General features: G+C 42.7%; 14 protein-coding genes. 9 read left to right on the top strand and 5 right to left on the bottom strand.

Features of this window, described 5'->3' with window-relative positions; translation table 11 throughout:
- Positions 1–16: 16 nt before the first annotated feature.
- The 4 genes from JWR61_RS18435 to JWR61_RS18420 all read right to left on the bottom strand — a co-directional run bounded on the left by JWR61_RS18435 (position 17) and on the right by JWR61_RS18420 (position 6,686).
- Entirely contained in the window at positions 17–1,132 is a 1,116-nt protein-coding gene (locus JWR61_RS18435; protein WP_301929212.1) for an efflux RND transporter periplasmic adaptor subunit, read from the bottom strand.
- Positions 1,119–4,403, bottom strand: coding sequence for an efflux RND transporter permease subunit (locus JWR61_RS18430; RefSeq protein ID WP_301929211.1), 3,285 nt, complete (start codon positions 4,401–4,403; stop codon positions 1,119–1,121). The genes JWR61_RS18435 and JWR61_RS18430 overlap by 14 nt, the downstream gene beginning before the upstream one ends.
- 156 nt (positions 4,404–4,559) lie before the next feature.
- A complete protein-coding gene (locus tag JWR61_RS18425) occupies positions 4,560–5,966 on the bottom strand; it encodes a TolC family protein (protein WP_301929210.1) in 1,407 nt (468 codons plus the stop codon).
- A 51-nt stretch (positions 5,967–6,017) separates the two neighbouring features.
- A complete protein-coding gene (locus tag JWR61_RS18420; RefSeq protein ID WP_301929209.1) occupies positions 6,018–6,686 on the bottom strand; it encodes a FadR/GntR family transcriptional regulator in 669 nt (222 codons plus the stop codon).
- A 406-nt stretch (positions 6,687–7,092) separates the two neighbouring features.
- Between JWR61_RS18420 and leuC the strand changes: the two genes are divergently transcribed.
- From leuC to leuB, 4 genes are all read left to right on the top strand, one after another.
- Entirely contained in the window at positions 7,093–8,496 is a 1,404-nt protein-coding gene (leuC, locus tag JWR61_RS18415; protein ID WP_301929208.1) for a 3-isopropylmalate dehydratase large subunit, read from the top strand.
- Positions 8,497–8,545: 49 nt separating this feature from the next.
- On the top strand, positions 8,546–9,142 hold the full coding sequence (gene leuD / locus JWR61_RS18410; protein WP_301929207.1) for a 3-isopropylmalate dehydratase small subunit: 597 nt from the start codon (positions 8,546–8,548) through the stop codon (positions 9,140–9,142).
- 99 nt (positions 9,143–9,241) lie between these two features.
- Positions 9,242–10,735, top strand: coding sequence for an alpha-isopropylmalate synthase regulatory domain-containing protein (locus JWR61_RS18405; RefSeq protein ID WP_301929206.1), 1,494 nt, complete (start codon positions 9,242–9,244; stop codon positions 10,733–10,735).
- A 59-nt stretch (positions 10,736–10,794) separates the two neighbouring features.
- Positions 10,795–11,868: a 3-isopropylmalate dehydrogenase gene (gene leuB, locus JWR61_RS18400; protein ID WP_301929205.1), complete on the top strand. Its 1,074-nt coding sequence runs from the start codon at positions 10,795–10,797 to the stop codon at positions 11,866–11,868.
- 90 nt (positions 11,869–11,958) lie between these two features.
- On the opposite strand, the gene JWR61_RS18395 is transcribed toward leuB, so the two are convergent.
- Entirely contained in the window at positions 11,959–12,981 is a 1,023-nt protein-coding gene (locus tag JWR61_RS18395) for a LacI family DNA-binding transcriptional regulator (protein WP_301929204.1), read from the bottom strand.
- Positions 12,982–13,130: 149 nt separating this feature from the next.
- Between JWR61_RS18395 and JWR61_RS18390 the strand changes: the two genes are divergently transcribed.
- From JWR61_RS18390 to JWR61_RS18370, 5 genes are all read left to right on the top strand, one after another.
- Positions 13,131–14,021, top strand: a complete 891-nt coding sequence (locus JWR61_RS18390) for an inositol oxygenase family protein (protein WP_301929203.1) — start codon at positions 13,131–13,133, stop codon at positions 14,019–14,021.
- Between the two features lie 222 nt (positions 14,022–14,243).
- On the top strand, positions 14,244–15,872 hold the full coding sequence (locus tag JWR61_RS18385) for a sodium/solute symporter (protein ID WP_301929202.1): 1,629 nt from the start codon (positions 14,244–14,246) through the stop codon (positions 15,870–15,872).
- A 169-nt stretch (positions 15,873–16,041) separates the two neighbouring features.
- A complete protein-coding gene (locus JWR61_RS18380; protein WP_301929201.1) occupies positions 16,042–17,490 on the top strand; it encodes a Gfo/Idh/MocA family protein in 1,449 nt (482 codons plus the stop codon).
- A 75-nt stretch (positions 17,491–17,565) separates the two neighbouring features.
- Entirely contained in the window at positions 17,566–20,709 is a 3,144-nt protein-coding gene (locus JWR61_RS18375; protein ID WP_301929200.1) for a glycoside hydrolase family 2 TIM barrel-domain containing protein, read from the top strand.
- Positions 20,710–20,770: 61 nt separating this feature from the next.
- The gene (locus JWR61_RS18370) at positions 20,771–23,071 is read left to right on the top strand and encodes an aminotransferase class III-fold pyridoxal phosphate-dependent enzyme (RefSeq protein ID WP_301929199.1); all 2,301 of its coding nucleotides are present in this window, start codon (positions 20,771–20,773) and stop codon (positions 23,069–23,071) included.

Raw genomic sequence — 23,071 nt, 5'->3', positions numbered from 1 at the left:
TTAAGTAGCAGCTATATTATTTAATAACGCTCCCTTCCCGAATTTCCTCACTGCCTGATGTAACCAGTGTGTCGCCAGTCTTTAAGCCTGCTCCATACACTTCTGTTTTGCCATCGGCGTCTCTGCCTTTTTTTATCTCTACCCATTCGGCTTTGCCGTTGAGTTTTCTGATCACAAATATTTTTTGAGTTGAATTTACCACTGCAGTTTTTGGTACCACAAAACTACTGTCCTGAGCAGGAAGGGGAATAGAAATTTCAGCAATCATGCCGGGCAATAATTCTTTGCTGCTGTTGTCTACATCCATCTCAATAGATTCGGAGCGAAGCCGGTTGTCCAGTGCTCCGGAAAGTCTGGCAATCGTTGCTGTAAACTTTTCTCCTGCCAATGAATTCACTGTAAAATTCACCTTGCTTTTATTGTTCAGAAAAGAAGTATAAGTAGCGGGGATGGAGGCCACCAGGCGAAGTTTGCTTTGTTGTTGCAATGAAAAGATGGGCATATCAGAACCCTTGCCGGCGGGGCCGACATAAGCACCTGCGCTAACATTCCTCGCACTGATAACGCCGCTGAATGGTGCCCGTATTTCCAGGTAGTTCCTTGTGTCGGTAATTTCCCTGGCTGCTGCTTTGGCCGCATTTAATTGGGCCAGATCGGAGTTTTGTTTTGCCAGCGCCAGCTCCAGTTCGTTGGGCGAAATAGTGCCCGGCGTTTTACTGGTTTCCAGTAGCCTGTTGTAAGTAGCTTTACTTGCCTGGTAAAGTGCATTGAAAGATTCCAGTTTTGATTGTGAGCCTGCCAGTTGTGATCCAATTTCAGGCGCTTCCATGGTGGCCAGCAATTGACCCTGTTTTACCTGCGAACCAACATCCACGTACATCTTTTTTACAAAGCTGCTGACCTTCGCATACAAATCCACCTTTTGAAAAGCGATCAATTCCCCCGGTATGTCCAGTCTGCTGGCAAGCATGCCCTTTTGTAATACAAACACAGGCGTAGGCGGCACTGCCACTACTGCTGCGGCTTTGTTTTCTGTTTTCCCTCTATCCGATGAATTACAGCTTTGCATGGTCATCATCAGCAACAGGCTCACGGACAGCAATGTTGTAACTATGAGGTTATTTCTTTTCATATAAAGATGGTATATAGTGTTTACTTTCTTTGTCTTCAGGGTCAAGTGATACAGATTGTGTACTGGCCTTGCCTTGTACCCAGGCAAAAACAAGGGGTAAAATAAATAATGCTGCAAACGTAGATGCTACCAGTCCGCCAATAACGGCACGTCCCAATGGCGATGCCTGGTCGCCGCCTTCTCCAAGCCCTGCAGCCATTGGTATCATACCCGCTATCATGGCCACACTTGTCATAAGAATGGGGCGCATACGCAAGGCCACGGCTTCTTTGGCAGATAGGATGGCATCACCATTGTGTTTGCGCAACTGCTCCGCATTGGTAATGAGTAATACAGAATTAGAGATAGAAACGCCGACCGACATTATCATGCCCATGTACGATTGCAGGTTTAAAGTTGAACCAGTCAAAACCAGCAGTACCAGCGCTCCCAATATCACGGCGGGTACCGTAGCCAGCACTACGAGGGAAACTTTAAAAGATTGAAAGTTGGCGGCCAGCATTAAAAATATTACTACGATGGCCACTATCAGCCCACTCTGCAAGCTGTCCAGCGTTTCGGTAAGTACATTGCTTAAGCCGCCAGCTTCCATGGTCAGTCCGCGGGGCAATGGTCCCAGCGATTTGATAGCTGCGTCTACATCCTGTGTGGCATGGCCTAAATCTTTTTTGTATAAATTGGCAGTTACAGAAAGTAACGGTATCACGCCAACGTTGTCATTTTCTCCATGCGTTGTTCCTTCCGAAATGGTGGCGACATCACCAATTGCAGGCCTGGCCTGGTTTTTAAGAACCGCTATTTCATTGATGTCGTTCACACTTTTCATCTTGTTCTCCGGAATTTCAACCTGCACACCATAGCTTAATCCGGCTTTTTGATCAACCCAGACATTTTTTTCTGTGTACCTGCTGGAAGAAGTAGACGTCGTAAGCGAACGGGCAATATCTGACATATCAACGCCCAGTTGTGCCGCTTTTATGCGGTCAATATCAATGTTAATGGCAGGGTATTTGGTACTCTGTCCAATCTGTACATCCCGCAGATAGGGGATTTTATTTAGCTTTTCAATCAGCTTATTGGCATACTCTTCATTTACTTCCTTGTTTTTACCGGATATTTTTACTTCAATTGGTGTGGGTGATCCCTGGCTTAAAATTTTATCGGTCAGCTGAATGGGCTCAAAAGATAATTTGATATCCGGCATGGCCGCTTTGATTTTTTCCCTGAATTTATCCTGGAACTCTTCCAGGTTGGTTTTATAGTCTTCTTTTAACTGCACCTGCAAAACCGCTTCGTGTGGGCCGGCCATAAACAGGTAAATGGGACTGGTGGAAAACAAACCCGGGTGTATTCCCACAAAAGCAGAAGTGATGGCAATATTATCCTTGCCCGCCAGTGTATCCAACACGGCGAGCGCTTTTACCACTTCCAGTTCTGTGTTTTCAACCCTTGTGCCTTCCGGTGCACGCAGCCTTACCTGGAACTGTTTGGCATTGACCTTAGGTAATACATCCCGCCCGATATTACTTAGCAATAAAAAGGCAATACCGGAAATAATAATGACATACGCTACCACCACCCAGGCCGAAAAAGGAAACAACCGTGATAAAAAACTCAGCAACCGAATCCTGGATTTTTCAAAAAGAGAATGCTTTTTACCGTCGTCATGCATCGATTTTTCCGCTAGGATTTTTTTCTGATCCCAGGTATCACCTTCTTCTTCAGGTGTAAGACCACTGGCAGCGAATTCTTCTTCATCCGTCATATCAGTAGATGTTGCGTCCTTTTTTATATGGTGACCCTTCATCAGCCAATTGGCCATGATGGGCACAAAAGTCTGCGCCATAAAATAAGATACAATCATGGAAAAAGCGATGGCCAGCGCCAGCGGTAAAAACAAAGCTCCGGGTATACCCTTCATGGTAAAAGCAGGTGCAAACACAGCCAGTATACAAAACAGGATGAGCAATTTTGGAAAGGCAATTTCTTTACAGGCGTCCCAAATTGCCAGCGCTTTGGGCTTGTGCATATCTAAATGCTGATGTATATTTTCAATGGTTACCGTCGATTCATCTACCAGGATACCAATCGCAAGGGAAAGCCCGCTCAGCGTCATGATATTGATGGTCTGGTTAAACAGCGATAAAAATAAAATGCCTGATATAATGGAAATAGGAATTGTCAGGATAACGATCAATGCACCTCTCGGATCTCCTAAAAAAAGCAATACCATTAAGCCGGTTAAGATGGCTCCGATAGCACCTTCACTCAGCAAACTTTTAACGGCATTGATAACATAACCGGATTGATCAAATTGGTAAGAGAGGCTTACATCTGCAGGAAGCAGTGCCTGGAAACGGGGAATGGCTTTCTTCAGATTTTGCACAACTTCCCAGGTGGAAGCGTCTGCAGATTTTGTAATGGCCAGGTATACCGACCGTTTACCGTTGATGAGGGCGTAGCTGGTGGTAATATCTGCGCCGTCTTCTACGGTGGCTACATCTTTTAAATACAGGTTTTGAACACCTCCTTTAAACAGCGGAATATTTTCAAAATCTTTTACCGTTTTTACGGTAGTGTTGACCGGGGTTAAATAATTTTTATCGCCAATGCGTACATTGCCCGCAGGAGAAGTTTGGTTGTTTACACGCAATGCTTCCACCACCTGGTCGGCGGTAAAATTGTGTGCCCGCAATAATTCAGGATCAACTTTTATTACTATCGTACGCACGTTGCCGCCAAATGGTGCGGGTGCCACCAGGCCGGGAATAGATGAAAAAGAAGAGCGCACATACACGTTGGCGAAGTCTAATAATTCGTTATTGGTTCTTGTAGCACTGCTTAGAACCAATTGCCCGACGGGTAGGGTAGATGCATCAAACCGGAGGATAAAAGGTGGTTGCGACCCTGGTGGAAATATGGCCTGCGCCCGGTTACTGAAAGCAGAAACTTCGGCGGCTGCCTGGGCCATGTTAGTACCCTGGTAAAATGTTAGCTTCATCAGGGTGAGGCCCTGGATGTTTTTTGTTTCGATGCTCTTTACGCCGGATACATACAGCATCAGGTTTACGTAGGCTTTACCAAAATAAGATTCCATCTGGTCAGGTGTATAGCCGCCATAAGGATGGGATAAATAAATAACCGGCATATTCATATCCGGAAAAATATCAATCTTGATATTGCGTACCGCATTGATACCAAAAAAGGTTAATCCTGCCACCAAAACCAGTATGGTAATGGGTTTCCTTAATGCAGCTCTTATCAGATTCAAATGTTAAGTTTTAAGTTATATGACTAAGTTTTAAGTCTTAAGTTCCAGGTCTTAAGTTATAAAAAACATGTTTTGTACTTTAATTTTAAAGATTGATTTTACATTTAGAAACCTGCACGAAAATTCATTATCAATTATCCATTAAAAAATTATCCATTACCTCACTTGTCTTAAAAACAAATCAAAATCTCCCGAAGCTGCAGCCTTCTGTAACAAGGATTGCCAAACGTTGATGTAAGCAACACTTACATCGGTTTCAGCACGGTTCAGTAAGTAGAGTGCCTGTTGAAGATCGATGATATTACTGAGTCCGTTTTTAAACAACACTGATTTTTGCAGGTAAGCATCTGATGCCGCTTTGTATTGAACAGGAGCTTCCCGCCAGCTTTGCAAACTGTTAGCGATGCGCTGATCTGCCAGTATCAGCTGATCTTTTAATTGAGTGCTGATAAGATCATATTCATTCTGTAATCCTTTTGAAATAAATTGTTGTGATAATACCTGGTGTTTTATTTTGCTGATGCTCATAATATTCCAGGCCATCGAAACACCGGCTATATAATTGCTTCGCGTTGGGTTGATGCCGGTAAAATAATCCTTTGAATAGTTGTTGTTGAGAGCGGTGTAATTGTAATCGAAACCAGAACCCCTTGTTTGAAAAATGCCAAACAGGTTAACACCGGGCAAGATGCTTTTACTTAGCAGACTTGCATATCGATCGCTTTGATCGATACGGCTTTTATAAAACTTCACCTGTGGGTTTTGTTCAATAGCCAGATCTGTGTTGTAAGTGGCCGGCAATGTTTTTAGAAAAGTAGTGTCCGCACTGTAACTGATGGCAGCAGCGTTCATCAATTGCGCAAGCTGGTTATTATAGGTTTGTTCCGTATTGGATGCATCGATGATCAGCAGCTTTGCTTTGGAAACTTCCGCATTGGCGATGGAAGAATCTACCCCGGCATTCAGCCCGTTTTTGGTGCGTGCCAACACTACTGTTTGTATAGTGGTCGCTCTCTGCAGGTTGGCATTGGCTGTTTTTAAAAGCGTTTGTGCAACCAGTAAATTAAGATAGGCGCTTGCTATTTTTACACTCTGTACAAATTGTTCCTGTGCCAGATCGGCTGAATCTCTGCTTACCTGTGAAGCTGCATAAGCAATGCGGGATTGTAACCTGCCAAAAGAAAATACTTCCCAGTTGGTATTTAATACATATACACCACCAAAAGCAGCAGACCAGCTTTGACTGCTATAGGTTGGACCTGATGAACTGGTACCAGGTGCGCCATAAGCTGCAGCGGGCCCAAACTGACCGTTGATGGTTCCGAAACTCTGCTGTATAGAAGCAAGTACATTGGGCAGGTATTCTTTTTGCGTATTTTTTACCAGCTCGGTAGAGGAATGAAGATAATTTTGTTTGGCCTGTATACTTTGGTAATGCTGCAGCCCGGTTTGAATTGCTTCTGAAAGCAACAATGGTTTTTGTTCCTGGCCCGCTGAAGTTTGCCAGCAAAAAAATCCGCCTATCAACAAAAGCAATATTCTATTCTTTAAAGAAATCATCATACTTATACAGGTATCAGTTAGTAAATGGGTTTTGCCTTATGCCTTCTGCTTTCAGCTTTCCGCCTTCTCCCCAATAATATTCATCACACATTGCCAGGCTTTTTTGGGATCTTTATCAATGATGCTTTGCAACAGGTCTTCGTGGATGGAATGTTTTATCACAAACATTTCTGTATCGGTGTAGGCCTGCCGGAATGATTTTTTTATCTGCGCTGCAATGTTTTTATATAAATCTGCAAGGATATCATTTTTAGCCGCGTCTGCAATGGCAATATGAAACTGAATGTCCGCATCAATGCACTCATCCGCCAGGTTATGCTGAGCGGCATGCAACCGTTTCTTCAATAACCTGGTGAGTATTGCAATATCCTTTTGGGTTCTGTTTATAGCAGCTTTTTCCGCAATTTTCAATTCCAGCAATTGCCTTACCTCATTCAAATCTTTCGATGTAGAACTTTGCAGGCGGTCGTACCAGGGAACCAATGTGCCATTCTGTACGTCAACAAAAGTACCCAGGCCTTGCTTCACAGTAACCAGTCCCTTATTGGCCAATATCCGGATGGCCTCCCTGATACTGGAACGGCCAACGCCAAATTGTTGCATCATCACCGGTTCTGATGGCAGTTTTTCTCCTGTTTTAAATTTACCCGAGGCAATTTGTTGTTGCAACTTGGTTACAACCTCATCGCATACCCCGCTTCTTTTTACAATACTTTCCATAGTCGTCAGGTCATCTGATGAGTGAAGTTAAGCGGATGGCAGGATTTGAAAAAATGTTTTTAGGCCAATAACAAACCGTTACAAAAATGGCCGAGATAAAAAATTAGTGTTATCGACAAAGGAGTTGTCCTTAACCCGAAAACAATACTGGCTTAGATTTTATTAAAAAAATAGTTGTTTTATAACGCATCCATTACTGAAACCGTTAGCTGAAAAGGTAACATTTTTTAACCGCCTTTTTGCAGCAAATGACTTAAAAAATGCCATGCGATGAAATAAGAAAAAATCTCAATTTTATATTCTTTTGGAAGTTTTTATTCAACCCTTGTTCAGATTTATCTGTGTTTTTGCAATTTTTAGCCGATAACAATGGATATTTGCAAAATAATTCAAAAAACGTTGTACAATGAGTAATAAGCCAACTACCCTGTTTGATAAAGTGTGGGATGCACATGTGGTAAGAAGAATAGAAGACGGACCAGATGTTTTCTTTATTGACAGGCATTTTATACATGAAGTAACCAGCCCGGTTGCGTTTCTTGGCCTTGAGAGCAGGGGAATAAAAGTGATGTTTCCTGAACATACTTTTGCTACTGCTGATCACAATACACCTACTGTTAATCAGCATTTGCCGGTAGCTGATCCTTTATCCGCCAATCAATTGAAGGCTCTGGAACAAAACTCAGCCAAATACGGGATTTCTCACTGGGGACTGGGTAATCCAAAAAATGGTATTGTTCACGTGGTAGGACCAGAAAATGGCATCACGCTTCCGGGCATGACCATTGTGTGTGGCGACTCTCATACATCAACGCATGGCGCTTTTGGTGCGATTGCTTTTGGCATCGGCACGTCTGAAGTTGAAATGGTATTGTCTTCTCAATGCATCATGCAACCAAAGCCTTTGAAAATGCGCATCAATGTAACCGGCAGTTTAGGCAAAGCCGTTACACCAAAGGATGTGACTTTATATATTATATCGCAGTTAACTACTGCCGGCGCCACCGGTTATTTTGTTGAATATGCAGGCGAGGTATTTGAAAAAATGAGCATGGAAGGCCGCATGACGGTATGCAACATGAGCATTGAAATGGGCGCCCGGGGTGGTATGATTGCTCCTGATGAAACCACTTTTGCGTATATCAACGGAAGAGAACTGGCGCCAAAAGGCGAAGCATGGGACAAAGCATTGGCCTATTGGAAAACATTGAAAACCGATGAAGGCGCAACCTTTGATAAAGAATACAATTTTAATGCGGCTGATATTGAACCGATGATTACTTATGGTACCAACCCGGGAATGGGCATGGGGATATCAAAATCAATTCCTAAAGGTGCTGATTTAAAAGGCGGTGCTGCCACGTATGACAAATCACTGAATTATATGGGCTTTCATGAGCAGGATCAAATGATCGGTAAAAAAGTAGACTACGTGTTTATCGGCAGTTGCACCAATGGCCGTATTGAAGATTTCAGGGCTTTTGCTTCTATTGTAAAAGGCCGTAAAAAAGCGGATCATGTTACTGCCTGGGTAGTGCCCGGATCGCACATTGTTGAATCGCAGATTAAAGAAGAAGGCATACTGGATATTTTAACCGAAGCTGGTTTTGCTTTGCGTCAGCCGGGCTGTTCTGCCTGTCTTGCAATGAATGATGATAAAGTGCCAGCAGGCAAATATGCAGTCAGCACCAGCAACCGCAATTTTGAAGGAAGACAAGGTCCGGGAAGCCGCACCATGCTGGCAAGTCCGCTGGTAGCGGCCGCAGCAGCAATCACCGGTTACGTAACCGATCCAAGAGATTTGATGTAAAGATGCATCTCTCATTATTAATTATCAATTATTAATTATCAATTCAATTATGGCTTACGATAAATTTAATGAACTTACCAGTACCGCAGTTCCTTTACCAATCGAGAATGTAGATACAGACCAGATCATCCCGGCACGTTTTTTAAAAGCAACCAAGCGGGAAGGTTTTGGCGACAATCTTTTCAGAGACTGGCGTTACAATGCAGACAACACACCCAAGCAGGATTTTGTGTTGAACAATCCTGTTTACACAGGAAAAATATTAGTAGGCGGTACCAACTTTGGAAGTGGCAGCAGCCGGGAACATGCGGCCTGGGCTATTTACGACTATGGCTTCCGTTGCGTGGTATCCAGTTTTTTTGCTGATATCTTTAAAAACAATGCCATCAATATGGGCATTTTACCAGTACAGGTAAGCCCTGAATTTTTAGCAAAAATATTTTCTTCCATCGAAGCGGATCCTAAAAATCAGTTTACTGTAAGTCTTCCTGACCAAACGATTACTATTTTGTCTACAGGCGAAAAAGAAACATTTAACATCAACGGCTATAAAAAACACAACCTGTTAAATGGCTTTGATGACATTGATTATTTACAGGCCATGAAGGAAGACATTGCAGGTTTTGCCAAAACCCATGCGATTTAATCAGCTGGTGAACATCCATCGAATTTCTTTTATCAGATCGTCATAATCTACCAGCATCGCTGTAAGCAATTGAAAAAAACACCACGACATATTGAAATAATGGACACAACGCTCCGGGATGGTGAACAAACCAGCGGTGTGTCATTTTCTGCATCTGAAAAATTAACCATTGCCCAGTTATTGTTAACAGAGGTAAAGGTTGACAGAATTGAAATTGCTTCGGCAAGAGTATCTGAAGGCGAATTTCAGGCAGTAAAAAAAATAACTGGTTGGGCTGCTGCCAACGGCTACCTGGATAAAGTAGAAGTGTTGACATTTGTAGACGGCGACACATCTGTTAATTGGATGATAGAAGCCGGCGCCAAAGTGATGAACCTCTTAACAAAGGGATCACTCAATCACCTGACTCACCAGTTAAAGAAAAAGCCCGAAGAACACTTCAATGAGATAGCGGCAGTTATTGCACTTGCAGTAGAAAAAGGTCTGCAATGCAATGTGTACCTGGAAGATTGGAGCAATGGCATGCGCAACTCCAAAGAATATGTGTTGCAATACCTTGATTTTTTACAGCACCAACCCATCAAAAGAGTTTTGTTGCCCGATACTTTGGGCGTTTTAATTCCGTCTGAAACATTTGAGTACGTATCAGAACTGGTAAACCGTTACCCGCAATTGCATTTTGATTTTCATGCGCACAACGATTACGACTTAAGTATTGCCAATGTACTGGAAGCTGTCAAAGCCGGCGCACATGGTCTTCACCTTACAGTGAATGGTATGGGCGAACGAGCCGGTAATGCGCCACTGGCAAGCGCCATCGCGGTGCTCAACGATTTTATGCCCTCCGTTACAACGTCTGTTGCAGAGAAATCTTTATACAGCGTAAGCAAACTGGTAGAAGCTTTTTCCGGTTTCAGAATCTCCGCCAATAAACCTGTGGTGGGCGAAAATGTGTTTACCCAAACAGCGGGTATACATGCAGATGGCGATAAAAAAAATAACCTGTATTACAACGACCTTATGCCGGAGCGTTTTGGCCGTCAACGCAAATATGCGTTGGGTAAAACCAGCGGCAAAGCCAATATAGATAACAATTTGCAGCAATTGGGCATCCAGTTATCTGATGAAGATTTAAAGAAAGTTACCCAGCGGGTAATTGAATTGGGCGATAGAAAAGAAATGGTAACACAGGCTGATTTGCCTTACATTATTTCTGATATTTTAGACAGCAACAGCATTGAGCAAAAAGTGCAGATCGTGAATTATGTGTTGACGCATTCGAAAAATCTAAAGCCATCGGTAACACTTAACATCGTGATCAATGGAGAGTCTTTTGAAGAGCATGCACAGGGCGATGGGCAGTACGATGCTTTTGTTACAGCACTAAAAAAAATATACAAACAAAAGAAAATGGAGTTGCCCGTGCTGGCCGATTATACGGTGCGTATTCCACCCGGCGGCAAATCGGATGCGTTGTGTGAAACCATCATTACCTGGTTGTACAACGGAAAGGAATTTAAAACCCGTGGCCTTGACAGTGACCAGACAGTAGCAGCAATTAAGGCAACGGAAAAAATGCTGAACATTCTTTAGTAACGATAACGCATACACGCAAAAGACGCAATACATTTACCTGATAAAATAAAAATAACATGGCGAAAAAGCATATTCTTGTTGTTCCCGGAGATGGAATAGGACAGGAAGTTACTTTGGTTGGAAAAAAAGTGTTGGACAAAATAGCGGCCAGGTTTGGCCATGAATTTACTTACGATGAAGCCTTAATAGGTCACGTGGCCATTGAAGCTACCGGTAATCCTTTACCGGATGAATCGCTTGAAAAAATGCGCAATTCAGATGCGGTATTGTTTGGAGCAGTGGGTCACCCTAAGTATGACAACGATCCTTCTGCAAAAGTAAGACCAGAGCAGGGGTTGCTGAAGATGAGAAAAGAATTGGGCCTGTATGCCAACCTTCGTCCGATCAAATTATTTGATGAATTGTTAGGTGCTTCCAGCATTAAGCCAGAAATATTAAAAGGTGCTGATATTTTATTTTTCAGGGAACTCACCGGTGATATTTATTTCGGTGAAAAGGGAAGAAAGAATGATGGCAATACCGCCTTCGATGTGGCCGAGTACAGCCGTTTTGAAGTAGAGCGTATAGGCCGCAAGGCTTTTGAAGCAGCCAGAACAAGACGCAAAAAATTATGTTCTGTTGATAAAGCAAACGTACTGGAAACAAGCCGCCTTTGGAGAGAAGAAATTCAGAAGCTGGCATTGGAATATCCGGATGTTGAAGTGGAATACCAGTTTGTAGATTCTACTGCGATGATACTGATTAAAGATCCCCGTCGCTTTGATGTGGTGGTAACCGCCAATTTATTTGGTGATATTTTAACCGACGAAGCATCGCAGATTGCAGGTTCTATGGGCATGCTGGCCTCTGCATCAATAGGAGATGGTACGGGTGTATATGAGCCCATTCACGGTTCAGCGCATGATATTACAGGTAAAGGAATTGCGAATCCATTGGCTTCTGTATTATCTGCCGCTTTATTGCTGGATATTTCTTTTGGAATGAAGGAAGAATCCGACTTGGTGATCAGCGCTGTTGACCAGGTATTGAAAGCAGGTTACCGAACTGTTGATATTGCAGACAAAACAATTGCTAAAGAAAACATTTTAGGAACTGAAGCCATGGGCGAAGCGGTGTTGAAATTTTTATAAGAATAAGTTTTTAAAAAAGGTGCAAATGGCAAAGTAATTTGCTATTTGCACCTTTTTTTATTATCAGTATTTGTGCAACAATCTAATCCATTACAAGGTCGATTTTCTTACAATCATAACTGACGGAATCACAATCTCCTCATCCGCCAGTTCAAAATTTTTTCTTTCCAAAGCCTTTACCAGGAAGGCAGCCGCGGCTTTGCCCATTTCAAATGCCGGTTGTGTAATGGTCGTTAATGGTGGGTGTAAAAATGCGGCGGAATCTAAATTAGAAAAACTGATCAACCCTACATCTTGTGGTATACGTAACTGTAATTCTTCACAGGCCTGGTAAAGGGGCAAGGCCAACTTTTCAACAGATGCAAGAACACCTATCCCTTTTTTCAGTGATGTTAGTTTTCTTAACAAATTGCTATAATCTTTTTTTGCATCATTTGAAAATCTCAGCACATTGCCGCTGGAAAATTTTATGGTGTTATCATACAGGGATTTTTTATATCCCTCCAGTCTTTTACAGGAGATAGAGAGTGTTTGCGAAAAAGACAGAAAAAGAACTTGCTTATATCCCTGTTTTATAAGATGTTCAGTTGCTGTATAAGCGGCCTCGTAATCATCTGTTATAATTTTTGTGGTAGCCACTTCATCAATCACCCGGTCAAAGAAAACAAGTGGTATTTTCTTCTCTAGCAGGGTGTCAATGTGTTTGTGCTGTTCGGTTTCCTTTGCAACAGAAATCAATACACCATCCACCCGGCCGCTCTCAAAATCTTTTATAATCTGTTCTTCCCTTTCAAAACTTTCATGCGATAAATAGATCAGTACATGGTATCCTTTTTCTTCAGCCACTGACTCAATGCCATTGATTGCCTGCGCAAAAAAACTATCCGCCACTTCGGGTAATACAACTCCAATCGTTTTACTGTTTCTGGTTCTTAAACTGCTGGCGTAAGGGTTGGGTTTGTAATTTAATTTTTCAACCAGGTCATTCACGCGCTGTTTTGTTGCAGCGCTTATTTCATGGCTGTCGCTGATGGCTTTGGAAACCGTAGAAATAGAAAGCCCCAATTGGTTGGCCAGCATTTTAATCGTTACATTGGTTACTTTCTCTTTCATACCTGTTTAGAATACCGAAAGCTACATAAAATTTACGTCCTGTACGAAACCGGTTTCGTAAATAAACCCAGCCATAATGTACTGATACAAATTTAAAATGCGCAAATTAGCAGAAGTAAATTTCTTGTAAAATTTAAATGCCTGCACATATGTTACCTGCTACAGATGAATTAAGCCAAAGCGCCCTCAATCCGCTAAAAAGCCTGGATGTTTGGGAAGACGATGTATTGGAGCGTTATCCCGATCCGGAGTCAATTGCAACCGATAAATCAACAGAAGCCTACCGCAATTACGAGAGCCCGGAAAGAGATACCGTACGCGAATTTTACAGGCTCAACCACACTTACCAGAGTTACGATTTTGTGCTCAGCAAAAAGGCTAATTATTTAAAGTTTGATAAAAAAGAAATGCCCGTATGGGACGCATTTCAGTTCCTCAATCAACTGGTAGATGACTCAGATCCGGATACAGATCTTGACCAGTTTCAGCATTTACTACAGACTTCTGAAGCGATCCGTCGCGATGGTCATCCCGATTGGATGGTACTGACTGGTTTGTTGCACGATATGGGTAAAGTACTCTGCCTGTTTGGTGAACCACAATGGGCGGCTGTGGGTGATACATTCCCGGTTGGTTGCGCCTTTTCAGACAAAATTGTGTATCCCGAATTTTTTAAAGATAGCCCGGATTACGACGACGAACGCTACAACACCAAGTACGGTGTATATAGCCCCAATTGCGGATTAGATAATGTGCATCTTTCCTGGGGACACGATGAATATGTATACCACATGATGAAAGATTATTTGCCTGAACCCGGTTTGTACATGTTGCGTTATCACTCTTTTTATGCGCAACATCGTGAGCATGCATACGATCACCTGATGAGTGCCCACGACCATGAGATGTTTAAATGGGTAGATCTTTTTAACCCATATGATTTATATTCTAAAAACCCAACTCCTCCCAATTGGGTTGAATTGAAACCTTATTACGAAGCATTGATAAAAAAATATTTACCAGCCACTTTAAGATTTTAACCGAAGCAATTATTTTTAGCTCTCCGTTTTTTATTTGATATCCTGCTTATTTATTTTGTTACAATTGTTTTTTATCTCTTTTAGTTTACTGTAAACAAACTACCACATTTTTCACGATGAAAAGTGTGGTAGTTTAGTGTTTGGGATATTTACTACCAGTGTATTGTTTGCAAACAGCCATTTTTACTTATCTTGACAGTTCATTAAAATGAATGCTTGCTGATGAATCAATTGCATACACTCGACTACATTGTATTCTTTGTTTACTTTATTGCGGTCTCGGCTTACGGATATTATATCTACCACAAAAAGAAGTCGTCCACGGCCAGTTCCAGAGATTTTTTTCTTGCGGAAGGATCCCTTACCTGGTGGGCAATCGGCGCATCCATCATTGCTTCCAATATTTCTGCAGAACATTTTATCGGCATGTCGGGTTCGGGTTTCGCATTGGGATTGGCCATATCGAGCTACGAGTGGATGGCAGCAGCGGTGCTCATTATCATTGCCATTTTTGTAATTCCGGTGTACCTGAAAAATAAAATTTTCACCATGCCGCAATTTTTATCCATGCGGTATAATGATACCGTAAGTACTATCATGGCGGTATTCTGGCTGCTGGTATATGTGTTCGTAAATCTTACCTCTATTATTTACCTCGGTGCGCTTGCTATTTCGTCCATCTCTACGGTGAGTTTTGAATGGAGCATTGTTGGCCTGGTAATTTTTTCGCTGGTAGTTACGCTGGGTGGCATGAAGGTAATTGGCTATACCGATGTTGTGCAGGTGGTGGTATTGATTTTAGGTGGATTAGTGACCACTTATCTTGCCTTGTCTTTATTGTCAGAAGAATATGGCTTTGGTAAAGATATTTTTAAAGGGATGTCCATTTTACGCAAAGAAGCGCCGGAACATTTTCACATGATATTTGATTCATCCAACAAGTATTATAAAGAATTGCCCGGCCTGTCGGTGCTGTTTGGCGGTATGCTGGTAAACAACCTGGCTTACTGGGGATGCAACCAATACATTGTACAGCGTGCACTGGGCGCAGACTTGGTCACGGCCAGAAAAGGGATTTTATTTGCTGCTTTTTTAAAATTGTTAGTGCCTGTGATTGCAGTGTTACCCGGCATTGTAATGTATGTATTGCATAACAAAGGAATGTTTCAGCAAGAGATGTCCGATGCGGCAGGGGTTATTAAACCGGATCATGCCTATCCGACACTAATGAATTTATTGCCGGCAGGTTTAAAGGGCATTGCCTTTGCAGCATTGACCGCAGCAGTTGTGGCATCGCTGGCGGGTAAAGCAAATAGTATCTCTACCATTTTTTCGCTTGATATCTATAAAAAGTATTTTAATAAAGAAGCGTCGGAGAGAAAAATGGTGCTGATTGGAAGGTGGGCGGTTGTAATTGCGATGGTTATTGCAGGTATCGTAGCACCCGCGCTAAAATCGCTTGACCAGGCTTACCAGTTTATCCAGGAATATGTAGGCTTTGTTTCTCCGGGAGTGCTGGCCATTTTCTCACTCGGTTTTTTCTGGAAACGCACAACTGCTGCGGCAGCATTGGCAGGCGCTGTATTAACTATCCCAATTTCAACAGTGTTGAAATTTTTACCGGTATGGACGAGTGGCGCTTTTCCTGATATTGCTTTTTTAAACAGGATGGTGATAACCTTTCTAACCATTACGGCTTTGATGATTGTAATGAGCCTTGCCAGACCTAAAAAGGAAGGCGAACATGAAATTGAAGTTGATTCCTCCATGTTTAAAATTACGCCGGGGTTTGCCGTAGGTTCAATTATTATCAGTGGTGTTTTGATTGCTTTATACACGGTTTTTTGGTAAGCATAATTTTGCTAAACGCACAAAGTATATCGGCCGGGCTTTGTACGGTGGATTAAAAAGTACCGGTGGTAGCTGTAAAGCGAAATAGTTAAGTTAAATTGTAGCTTAATTTTTTTGCGCATCGATATAAGATTTCAAACTTAAATTTAAAACAACAACACAGATCATCATGAAAAAGAAAACTGTCGTTCAGGATTCCCGGCGTAAGTTTATCCGCAACTCTGCACTCACTGCGGCCGGATTTTTTATTGTACCACGCCATGTATTGGGGCGTGGTTTTGTTGCACCCAGCGACAGGCTGGTGGTGGCCGGTATTGGCGCCGGTGGTAAGGGTTCAAGCGATATTGAAAACTTTTTTAAAAGCGGAAAAGCAGACATCGGTTTTTTATGCGATGTAGATGACCGCCAGGCTGTTGAAACCCGTAAGAAATTTCCCAAAGCAAAATATTATAAAGACTTCCGTGAAATGCTGAGCAAGGAAGGCAAGTCCATTGATGCGGTTTCTGTATCTATACCAGATCATCAGCACGGCGTAGCAGCGATGGCAGCCATGCAATTGAACAAACATGTATATGTGCAAAAACCAATGACGCATGATATTTATGAGGCCCGCATGTTGACAGAAGCAGCGCATAAATATAAAGTGGTAACGCAGATGGGTAACCAGGGTTCGTCTGGTGATGGTGTACGCCAGTTACAGGATTGGTACAATGCAGGCACCATTGGTGATGTACATACTATCTATTGTTATACTGACCGTCCTATATGGCCACAGGGTGTTGGCAGACCAGCCACAACATCTCCTATACCGGCAGGACTTGATTTTGATCTATGGTTGGGAACAGCACCCAAAAGAGAATATTTTGAAGGTATACTACCATTCAACTGGCGTGGCTGGTGGGATTATGGAACCGGTGCACTAGGTGACATGGCCTGCCATATTATGGCGCCTGCATTTGCTGTAATGGGGCTGGGATATCCTACCAGCGCAGAATGCAGCGTAGCAACAAAATACATTGAAAACTGGAACAAAGCATACTATCCTGAAAGCGGTCCGATAGCATCGCACATCACGTTGAGGTTTAAAGGAAAAAATGGCAAGCCCGATGTAGAATTGCATTGGATGGATGGCGGTATACAACCTACACGCCCCGAAGAGTTGGGTGCCAATGAAGAAATGGGTGATGGCGGTAACGGTGTTATTTTTATTGGTACAAAAGGAAAAATGATGGCAGGTACTTACGGCGTTAATCCGCAACTATTGCCGACTTCAAGAACCAAAGAAGTAAAAGTACCGCAAACTGTTGCCCGTGTAAAAGATGGCGAAGATGGCCACTACGCTGCATGGGTGGAAGCTGCGATTGCAGGTTATGGCAGTGAAAAAGCAAAGAACCTGAGCTCGCATTTTGACATTGCCGGTCCGCTTACAGAAAGTGTGCTGATGGGCAACCTTGCCATCCGCAGTTATGATATCCGCAAGCCAAAGGGCAACGATGACTTTGATTATCCGGGTCGTTTTATTAAACTGCTTTGGGATGGTCCGAATATGAAGATCACCAATTTTGATGAAGCCAACCAGTTTGTAAAACGTACTTACAGACCGGGCTGGAGTCTATAATACTGAACATTTTTTTTAATACAACAAGGAGCTATTGATACAATAACTCCTTGTTGTATTTTTACGCATACCGACATGTCCATACAACGAAAAAAACTTGCCTTAAAAATAATTACTTACCTGCTGTTACTACAGCAGGTTGTTCATGCGCAATCTATCAATGATTGGGAAAACCCGCAACTGGTTTCACAAAACACCATGGCGCCCCATGCCCATTTCATTCCTTTTGAAACTGAGCAGCAGGCGCTCCGCAAAACTGCCTCTCCTTTTATACAATCATTGGATGGAAGATGGAAGTTTTTACTTGTCAATACGGTAGCAGAACGCCCGCTCAATTTTTATAAAAATAATTTCGATACCCAACAATGGAATGACATTAAAGTGCCGGCCAATTGGCAAACGGAAGGTTTTGACAAATTTATTTTTACTGATGTGGAGTATCCCATCAAGCCCGACCCACCCTATGTACCAAAAGATTTTAACCCGGTTGGTTCTTACAAAAGAAATTTTACCATTCCTGCTGCATGGAATGGTAAAAACATCTTTATCCATTTAGGCGCAGTCAATTCCTTCTTTTATATCTGGATCAACGGGCAATATGTTGGCCTGAGTAAAGACAGTAAAACGCCTGCAGAATTTGATATAACCCGCTTTGTGCAAAAGGGGCAGAATAGTGTGGCAGTGCAGGTTTTCAGGTTCAGTGATGGCACCTACCTGGAAGGACAGGATATGTGGAAGCTGAGTGGCATTGAACGAAGCGTATACCTGGTAGCCAGGCCCAAAATATGTGTGTATGATTTTTTTGTAAAGGCAGCTTTGGACGAAGCATACAAGGATGGATTATTAAATGTAACTGTTTCATTGAACGATGCACCAGTTGCAGCAACCCGGTACGTTGAAATAAAACTGGTGGATAATACGGGTAATATAATACTTCAGCAACAGCAACTTGTCAGTAACAAAAAAGAGTATCATTTCGCTGCTACCATACCTTGGGTAAGGCAATGGAACGCAGAACATCCGGAATTATACAAACTATTCATTAATTATAAAAATGAGCATGGACATATCATTGAAAGCATTTTGCACAAAACGGGATTTCGTAATATTGAAATCAGGCATGGACTGTTGCTTGTAAACGGCAAGCCCATCAAAATAAAAGGCGTCAACCGCCATGAGCATGATATGTACACCGGTAAAGTCATTACGGTGGAAAGTATGGTACGGGATATTCAACTGATGAAACAATTCAACGTCAACGCCATGCGTTGCAGTCATTATCCCAACAGGGAAGAATGGTATGAGCTCTGCGACGAATATGGTTTATATGTAATTGATGAAGCCAATATAGAATGCGATGGTATGGATTTTCATCCGCTGAAAACACTGTCAGATAAACCGGCCTGGCAGGCTGCTTATCTCGACCGCACCCGCCGCATGTGGGAAAGAGATAAAAATTTCTGCAGTATCATTACCTGGTCGTTGGGTAATGAGAGCAGGTTTGGTGATAATTTCATTGCGACTTACAATTATTTAAAATCAAAAGACAGTACCCGGCCGGTGCAATATGAGGAAGCTCGGGACAATCCTTATACAGATATTATTTGCCCCATGTACAAGCCTTTAAACATCATGCAGGAACATGTGAAGGAATGGCGGACCAGGCCGTTGATACAAGTGGAGTATGCGCACATGATGGGTAATAGTGGAGGTAATTTAAAAGATGACTGGGACATGATTTATGAGTATCCGCAATTACAGGGCGGGTTTGTTTGGGATTTCAGTGACCAGGCATTTAAACGAAAAGATGCCAATGGCCGCGACATCTGGGCCTATGGCAGCGACATGGGAAATGTAGGCGAAACAAGCGATACCAGTTTTTGCGCAGACGGCATGTTTGCAGCGGACCGCACACCACATCCGCAGGCATTTGAATTAAAAAAAGTATACCAGAATATTTTATTTGAGCCGGTTGATTTTTCAGCAAATACCATTCGCATTACGAACCGTTTTGATTTTACCAATCTCAATAATTATACTTTTACCTGGTATATAAAGGCTGATGGAAAAATAATTGCTAAAGGCAGTATTCCAACCATTGACCTTTCGCCACAACAAAGCAAAGACATAACGCTTGATTTGCCGGCTATTAACGCGGTTGCCGGTAAGGAATATTTTTTATTTATCGAAGCTGAAACAAAGCAGTCAACTGCATTGATTCCGGCAAATTTTGTAATTGCCTGGGAGCAGTTTAATCTGCCGGTTTTTAAAGAACCTGCAAAAAAATCATTGGACAATTTTCCTGTTATTGCTGGTGCAGAAGATACCAATAAGCAAACCTTTTCTTCGACTCTTTTTACTGTTGTCTTTGATAAAAAAACGGGTTGGTTAAATTCATATAAACAAGGTAACAAAGAGTTGTTGATAGCACCCATAGTTCCTAGTTTTTGGCGGGCAGTTACAGACAATGATATTGGCAACAGCCTGCAAATGCGTTGTGCCGTGTGGCAGCATGCGGCTGAAAATGCAAGCTTAAAATCATTTATAGTAAAGCAACTTAATGCACATGCATTCACTGTAAATACAGTCCATTACCTTGCTTCAGTGGATGCATATTATTATACTACATATTTAGTCAATGCCAATGGTGATATAAAAATTACCGCCGCATTAAAAGCAGGCGAACAAGCCTTTCCCGAACTGCCCCGGTTTGGCATGCGGCTTATCCTGAATGGGAGTATCGACCAGGCAAGCTGGTTGGGCAGGGGACCATTTGACAACTACCAGGACCGCAATTACGCATCAGCTGTGGATTTGTACACGGCACCGGTGGAGGCAATGTTTCATCCCTATGCCCGTGCGCAGGAAAGTGGCAACAGAACAGACGTACGCTGGATGGCATTGCAGGATACAACAGGAACTGGCCTAATGGCCCTGGGTGAGCCTTTGCTCAGCAGCGGTGTATTGCATTTTAATATGCACAATCTCGATTTTGATCACACTCAAAAGGCAAACAAGCACGGTGGTTCCATGCAAAATGAAAACCTTGTGTGGTGGAACATTGATTACAAACAAATGGGATTGGGAGGTGATAATAGCTGGGGTGCTAAAACGCACGCCGGGTATACCTTGCCCTACCAGGATTACACCTATTCGTTTACCTTACGGTTAATTAAAAGCGGCGATATGCTGACAGAAAAAGCAAAAGAACGATATTGAAAATAACGCTTCAATTTTTTGAAGCAGGTTCAACGTGTAACAAATAAAACGCATTCATCAGATGGAATTTACGGAACAATTTATTGAAGCATTTGCTTTACAACAGTACGGCATAGCAGTGAAAGCAAAAACACTTAACGGCTACGATGAATTAAATTTTTTATTGAAAGATAAGGAAGGAAAACAATACATTTTAAAGGTGGCTACCGATGAACACGGCTACCATTTTTTAGATGCGCAGGTGAAAATTGTAAATCACCTGGCTGCAAGTGAAGTAGGCGATAGGTTTCAGCATTACTTGCTGAATACCGAAGGGAAGGAATTGACAACGCTGGTAATTGACGATAAAAATTATTACCTGCGTATACTGAGTTTTTTAGAGGGCATCTTTTGGGTAGATGCACACGAAAGAACAGACGCATTGCATGCCGACCTCGGCAATTTCCTTGGTAAGATGGATAAGGCATTGCAGCATTTTTCCCATCCCGCTATGCACCGGCGTTATATTTGGGATATCAGTACGGCCATGGATGCGAACGCCAAAGTGGCTTGCATTACCAATCATGAAAAAAGACGGATGGCAGGATATTTTTTACTGCAGTTTGAAACAGCGGTATTGCCAGAGCTTGCTTTTCTGCGACATGCCTATGCACACAACGATGCCAATGATTACAATTTGCTGGTGAAGGAAAATACTGTTTCGGGCCTGATTGATTTTGGCGATATGGTATATACAGCCCTCATTAACAGCGTGGCTGTTGCCTGCACGTACGCTATGCTCAACAACGAAAGGCCTTTGGATACTGCCACAGTGATTGTTAAAAATTACCACGCAGTATATCCGCTAACAATTCAGGAGCTCGACCTGTTATATTATTTAATTGCCGCAAGACTGTGCATCAGCGTTACGCAATCAGCTTACAATGCCTCGCTCGACAGCGGTAACGAACATCATTTTATAACAGAGCAACCTGCCTGGGATTTGTTGTACCAGCTCATCCGAATTAACCCCGTGAAAGCACAGGATAGTTTCAGAACAGCCTGTGGATATGAAGGACTGGTCAATGATAAAGACTATACCGGTTTGCTGGAAGAAAGAAAAAAACATGTCGGAAGAAATTTAAGTATCGGTTATAAGCAGCCACTTAAAATTATAAAAGCTGCGCTGCAATATTTATATGATGATAAAGGCCGCACTTTTGTGGACTGTGTAAACAACCCTTCTCATGTTGGGCATTGTCACCACGTCGTAGTGAAACGAATGCAAAAGCAAATTGCAACGCTCAATACCAATACCCGGTATTTGAATGATCACATGATGGAGTATGCAAAACGGCTGACAGCCACCTTGCCGGAATCGCTGTCTGTTTGTTATTTTACCAACAGCGGCAGTGAGGCAAACGATTTAGCTATCAGGATGAGTCGGCATTTTACCCGTCAAAAAGATATTATTGTGCTTGATCATGCTTATCATGGTACGTCAACCGTGGCCATGGAGATGAGCCCGTATAAATTTGACAGCAAGGGTGGCTTTGGCCAGATGCCGTGGATACACAAAGCCATCAATCCCGACATGTATCGTGGGCCATACAAATATGGCGATGCCAATGCAGGTGAAAAATATGCAGCGGATGTACAAAGGATTATTGAGTCATTAAAGGCAGAAGGAAAATCCCCGGCGGTTTTTATTTGTGAAACTTTATTGGGTGTTGGCGGTCAAATTCCTTTGCCGCCCGGATATTTAAAACAGGTGTACAAATATGTGAAGGCGGCCGGCGGTGTTTGTATTGCAGACGAAGTACAGGTAGGTTTTGGAAGGGTAGGAGAAAAATTCTGGGGCTTCGAATTGCAGGACGTCGTGCCGGATATTGTGGTAATGGGCAAGCCGATCGGCAACGGGCATCCGTTGGCGGCTGTGGTAGTTACCAATGAAATCGCAGATGCCTTTAACAATGGCATGGAATACTTTAACACGTTTGGTGGCAACCCTGTTTCCATGGCAACAGGCCTGGCGGTACTGGATGTAATTCAACAGGAGGAAATGCAACAGCACGCACTGGAAACCGGCAACCATTTAATGGCCGGCTTAAAAGGCTTAATGGATAAGCATCCCATCATCAGCGACGTGCGGGGCCATGGATTATTCATCGGCGCCGAAATGGTAAAAGACAGAATAACATTGGAACCCGCCATTCCGGAAATAGATATCGTGGTGGAAAAAATGAAAGACAAAGGTTATTTATTAAGCACCGATGGCCCGCTGCACAATGTGTTGAAAATAAAACCACCTATGCCATTCAATCAGCAAAATGCAGATGAGTTGGTGCAATACCTGGATGAATGTTTGGGGGAGTTATCATAG

Origin of the sequence: Ferruginibacter sp. (assembly GCF_028288465.1) — a bacterium.
Classification (GTDB): domain Bacteria; phylum Bacteroidota; class Bacteroidia; order Chitinophagales; family Chitinophagaceae; genus Ferruginibacter.
Note: the sequence above shows the minus strand (reverse complement) of the source record. Positions and strands in the feature narration are given on the sequence as shown.

Coding starts and splice junctions, on each gene's coding strand:
- JWR61_RS18435 (WP_301929212.1), bottom strand. CDS start 1,132: ATGAAAAGAAATAACCTCATAGTTACAACATTGCTGTCCGTGAGCCTG.
- JWR61_RS18425 (WP_301929210.1), bottom strand. CDS start 5,966: ATGATGATTTCTTTAAAGAATAGAATATTGCTTTTGTTGATAGGCGGA.
- JWR61_RS18420 (WP_301929209.1), bottom strand. CDS start 6,686: ATGGAAAGTATTGTAAAAAGAAGCGGGGTATGCGATGAGGTTGTAACC.
- leuC (WP_301929208.1), top strand. CDS start 7,093: ATGAGTAATAAGCCAACTACCCTGTTTGATAAAGTGTGGGATGCACAT.
- leuD (WP_301929207.1), top strand. CDS start 8,546: ATGGCTTACGATAAATTTAATGAACTTACCAGTACCGCAGTTCCTTTA.
- JWR61_RS18405 (WP_301929206.1), top strand. CDS start 9,242: ATGGACACAACGCTCCGGGATGGTGAACAAACCAGCGGTGTGTCATTT.
- leuB (WP_301929205.1), top strand. CDS start 10,795: ATGGCGAAAAAGCATATTCTTGTTGTTCCCGGAGATGGAATAGGACAG.
- JWR61_RS18395 (WP_301929204.1), bottom strand. CDS start 12,981: ATGAAAGAGAAAGTAACCAATGTAACGATTAAAATGCTGGCCAACCAA.
- JWR61_RS18390 (WP_301929203.1), top strand. CDS start 13,131: ATGTTACCTGCTACAGATGAATTAAGCCAAAGCGCCCTCAATCCGCTA.
- JWR61_RS18385 (WP_301929202.1), top strand. CDS start 14,244: ATGAATCAATTGCATACACTCGACTACATTGTATTCTTTGTTTACTTT.
- JWR61_RS18380 (WP_301929201.1), top strand. CDS start 16,042: ATGAAAAAGAAAACTGTCGTTCAGGATTCCCGGCGTAAGTTTATCCGC.
- JWR61_RS18375 (WP_301929200.1), top strand. CDS start 17,566: ATGTCCATACAACGAAAAAAACTTGCCTTAAAAATAATTACTTACCTG.
- JWR61_RS18370 (WP_301929199.1), top strand. CDS start 20,771: ATGGAATTTACGGAACAATTTATTGAAGCATTTGCTTTACAACAGTAC.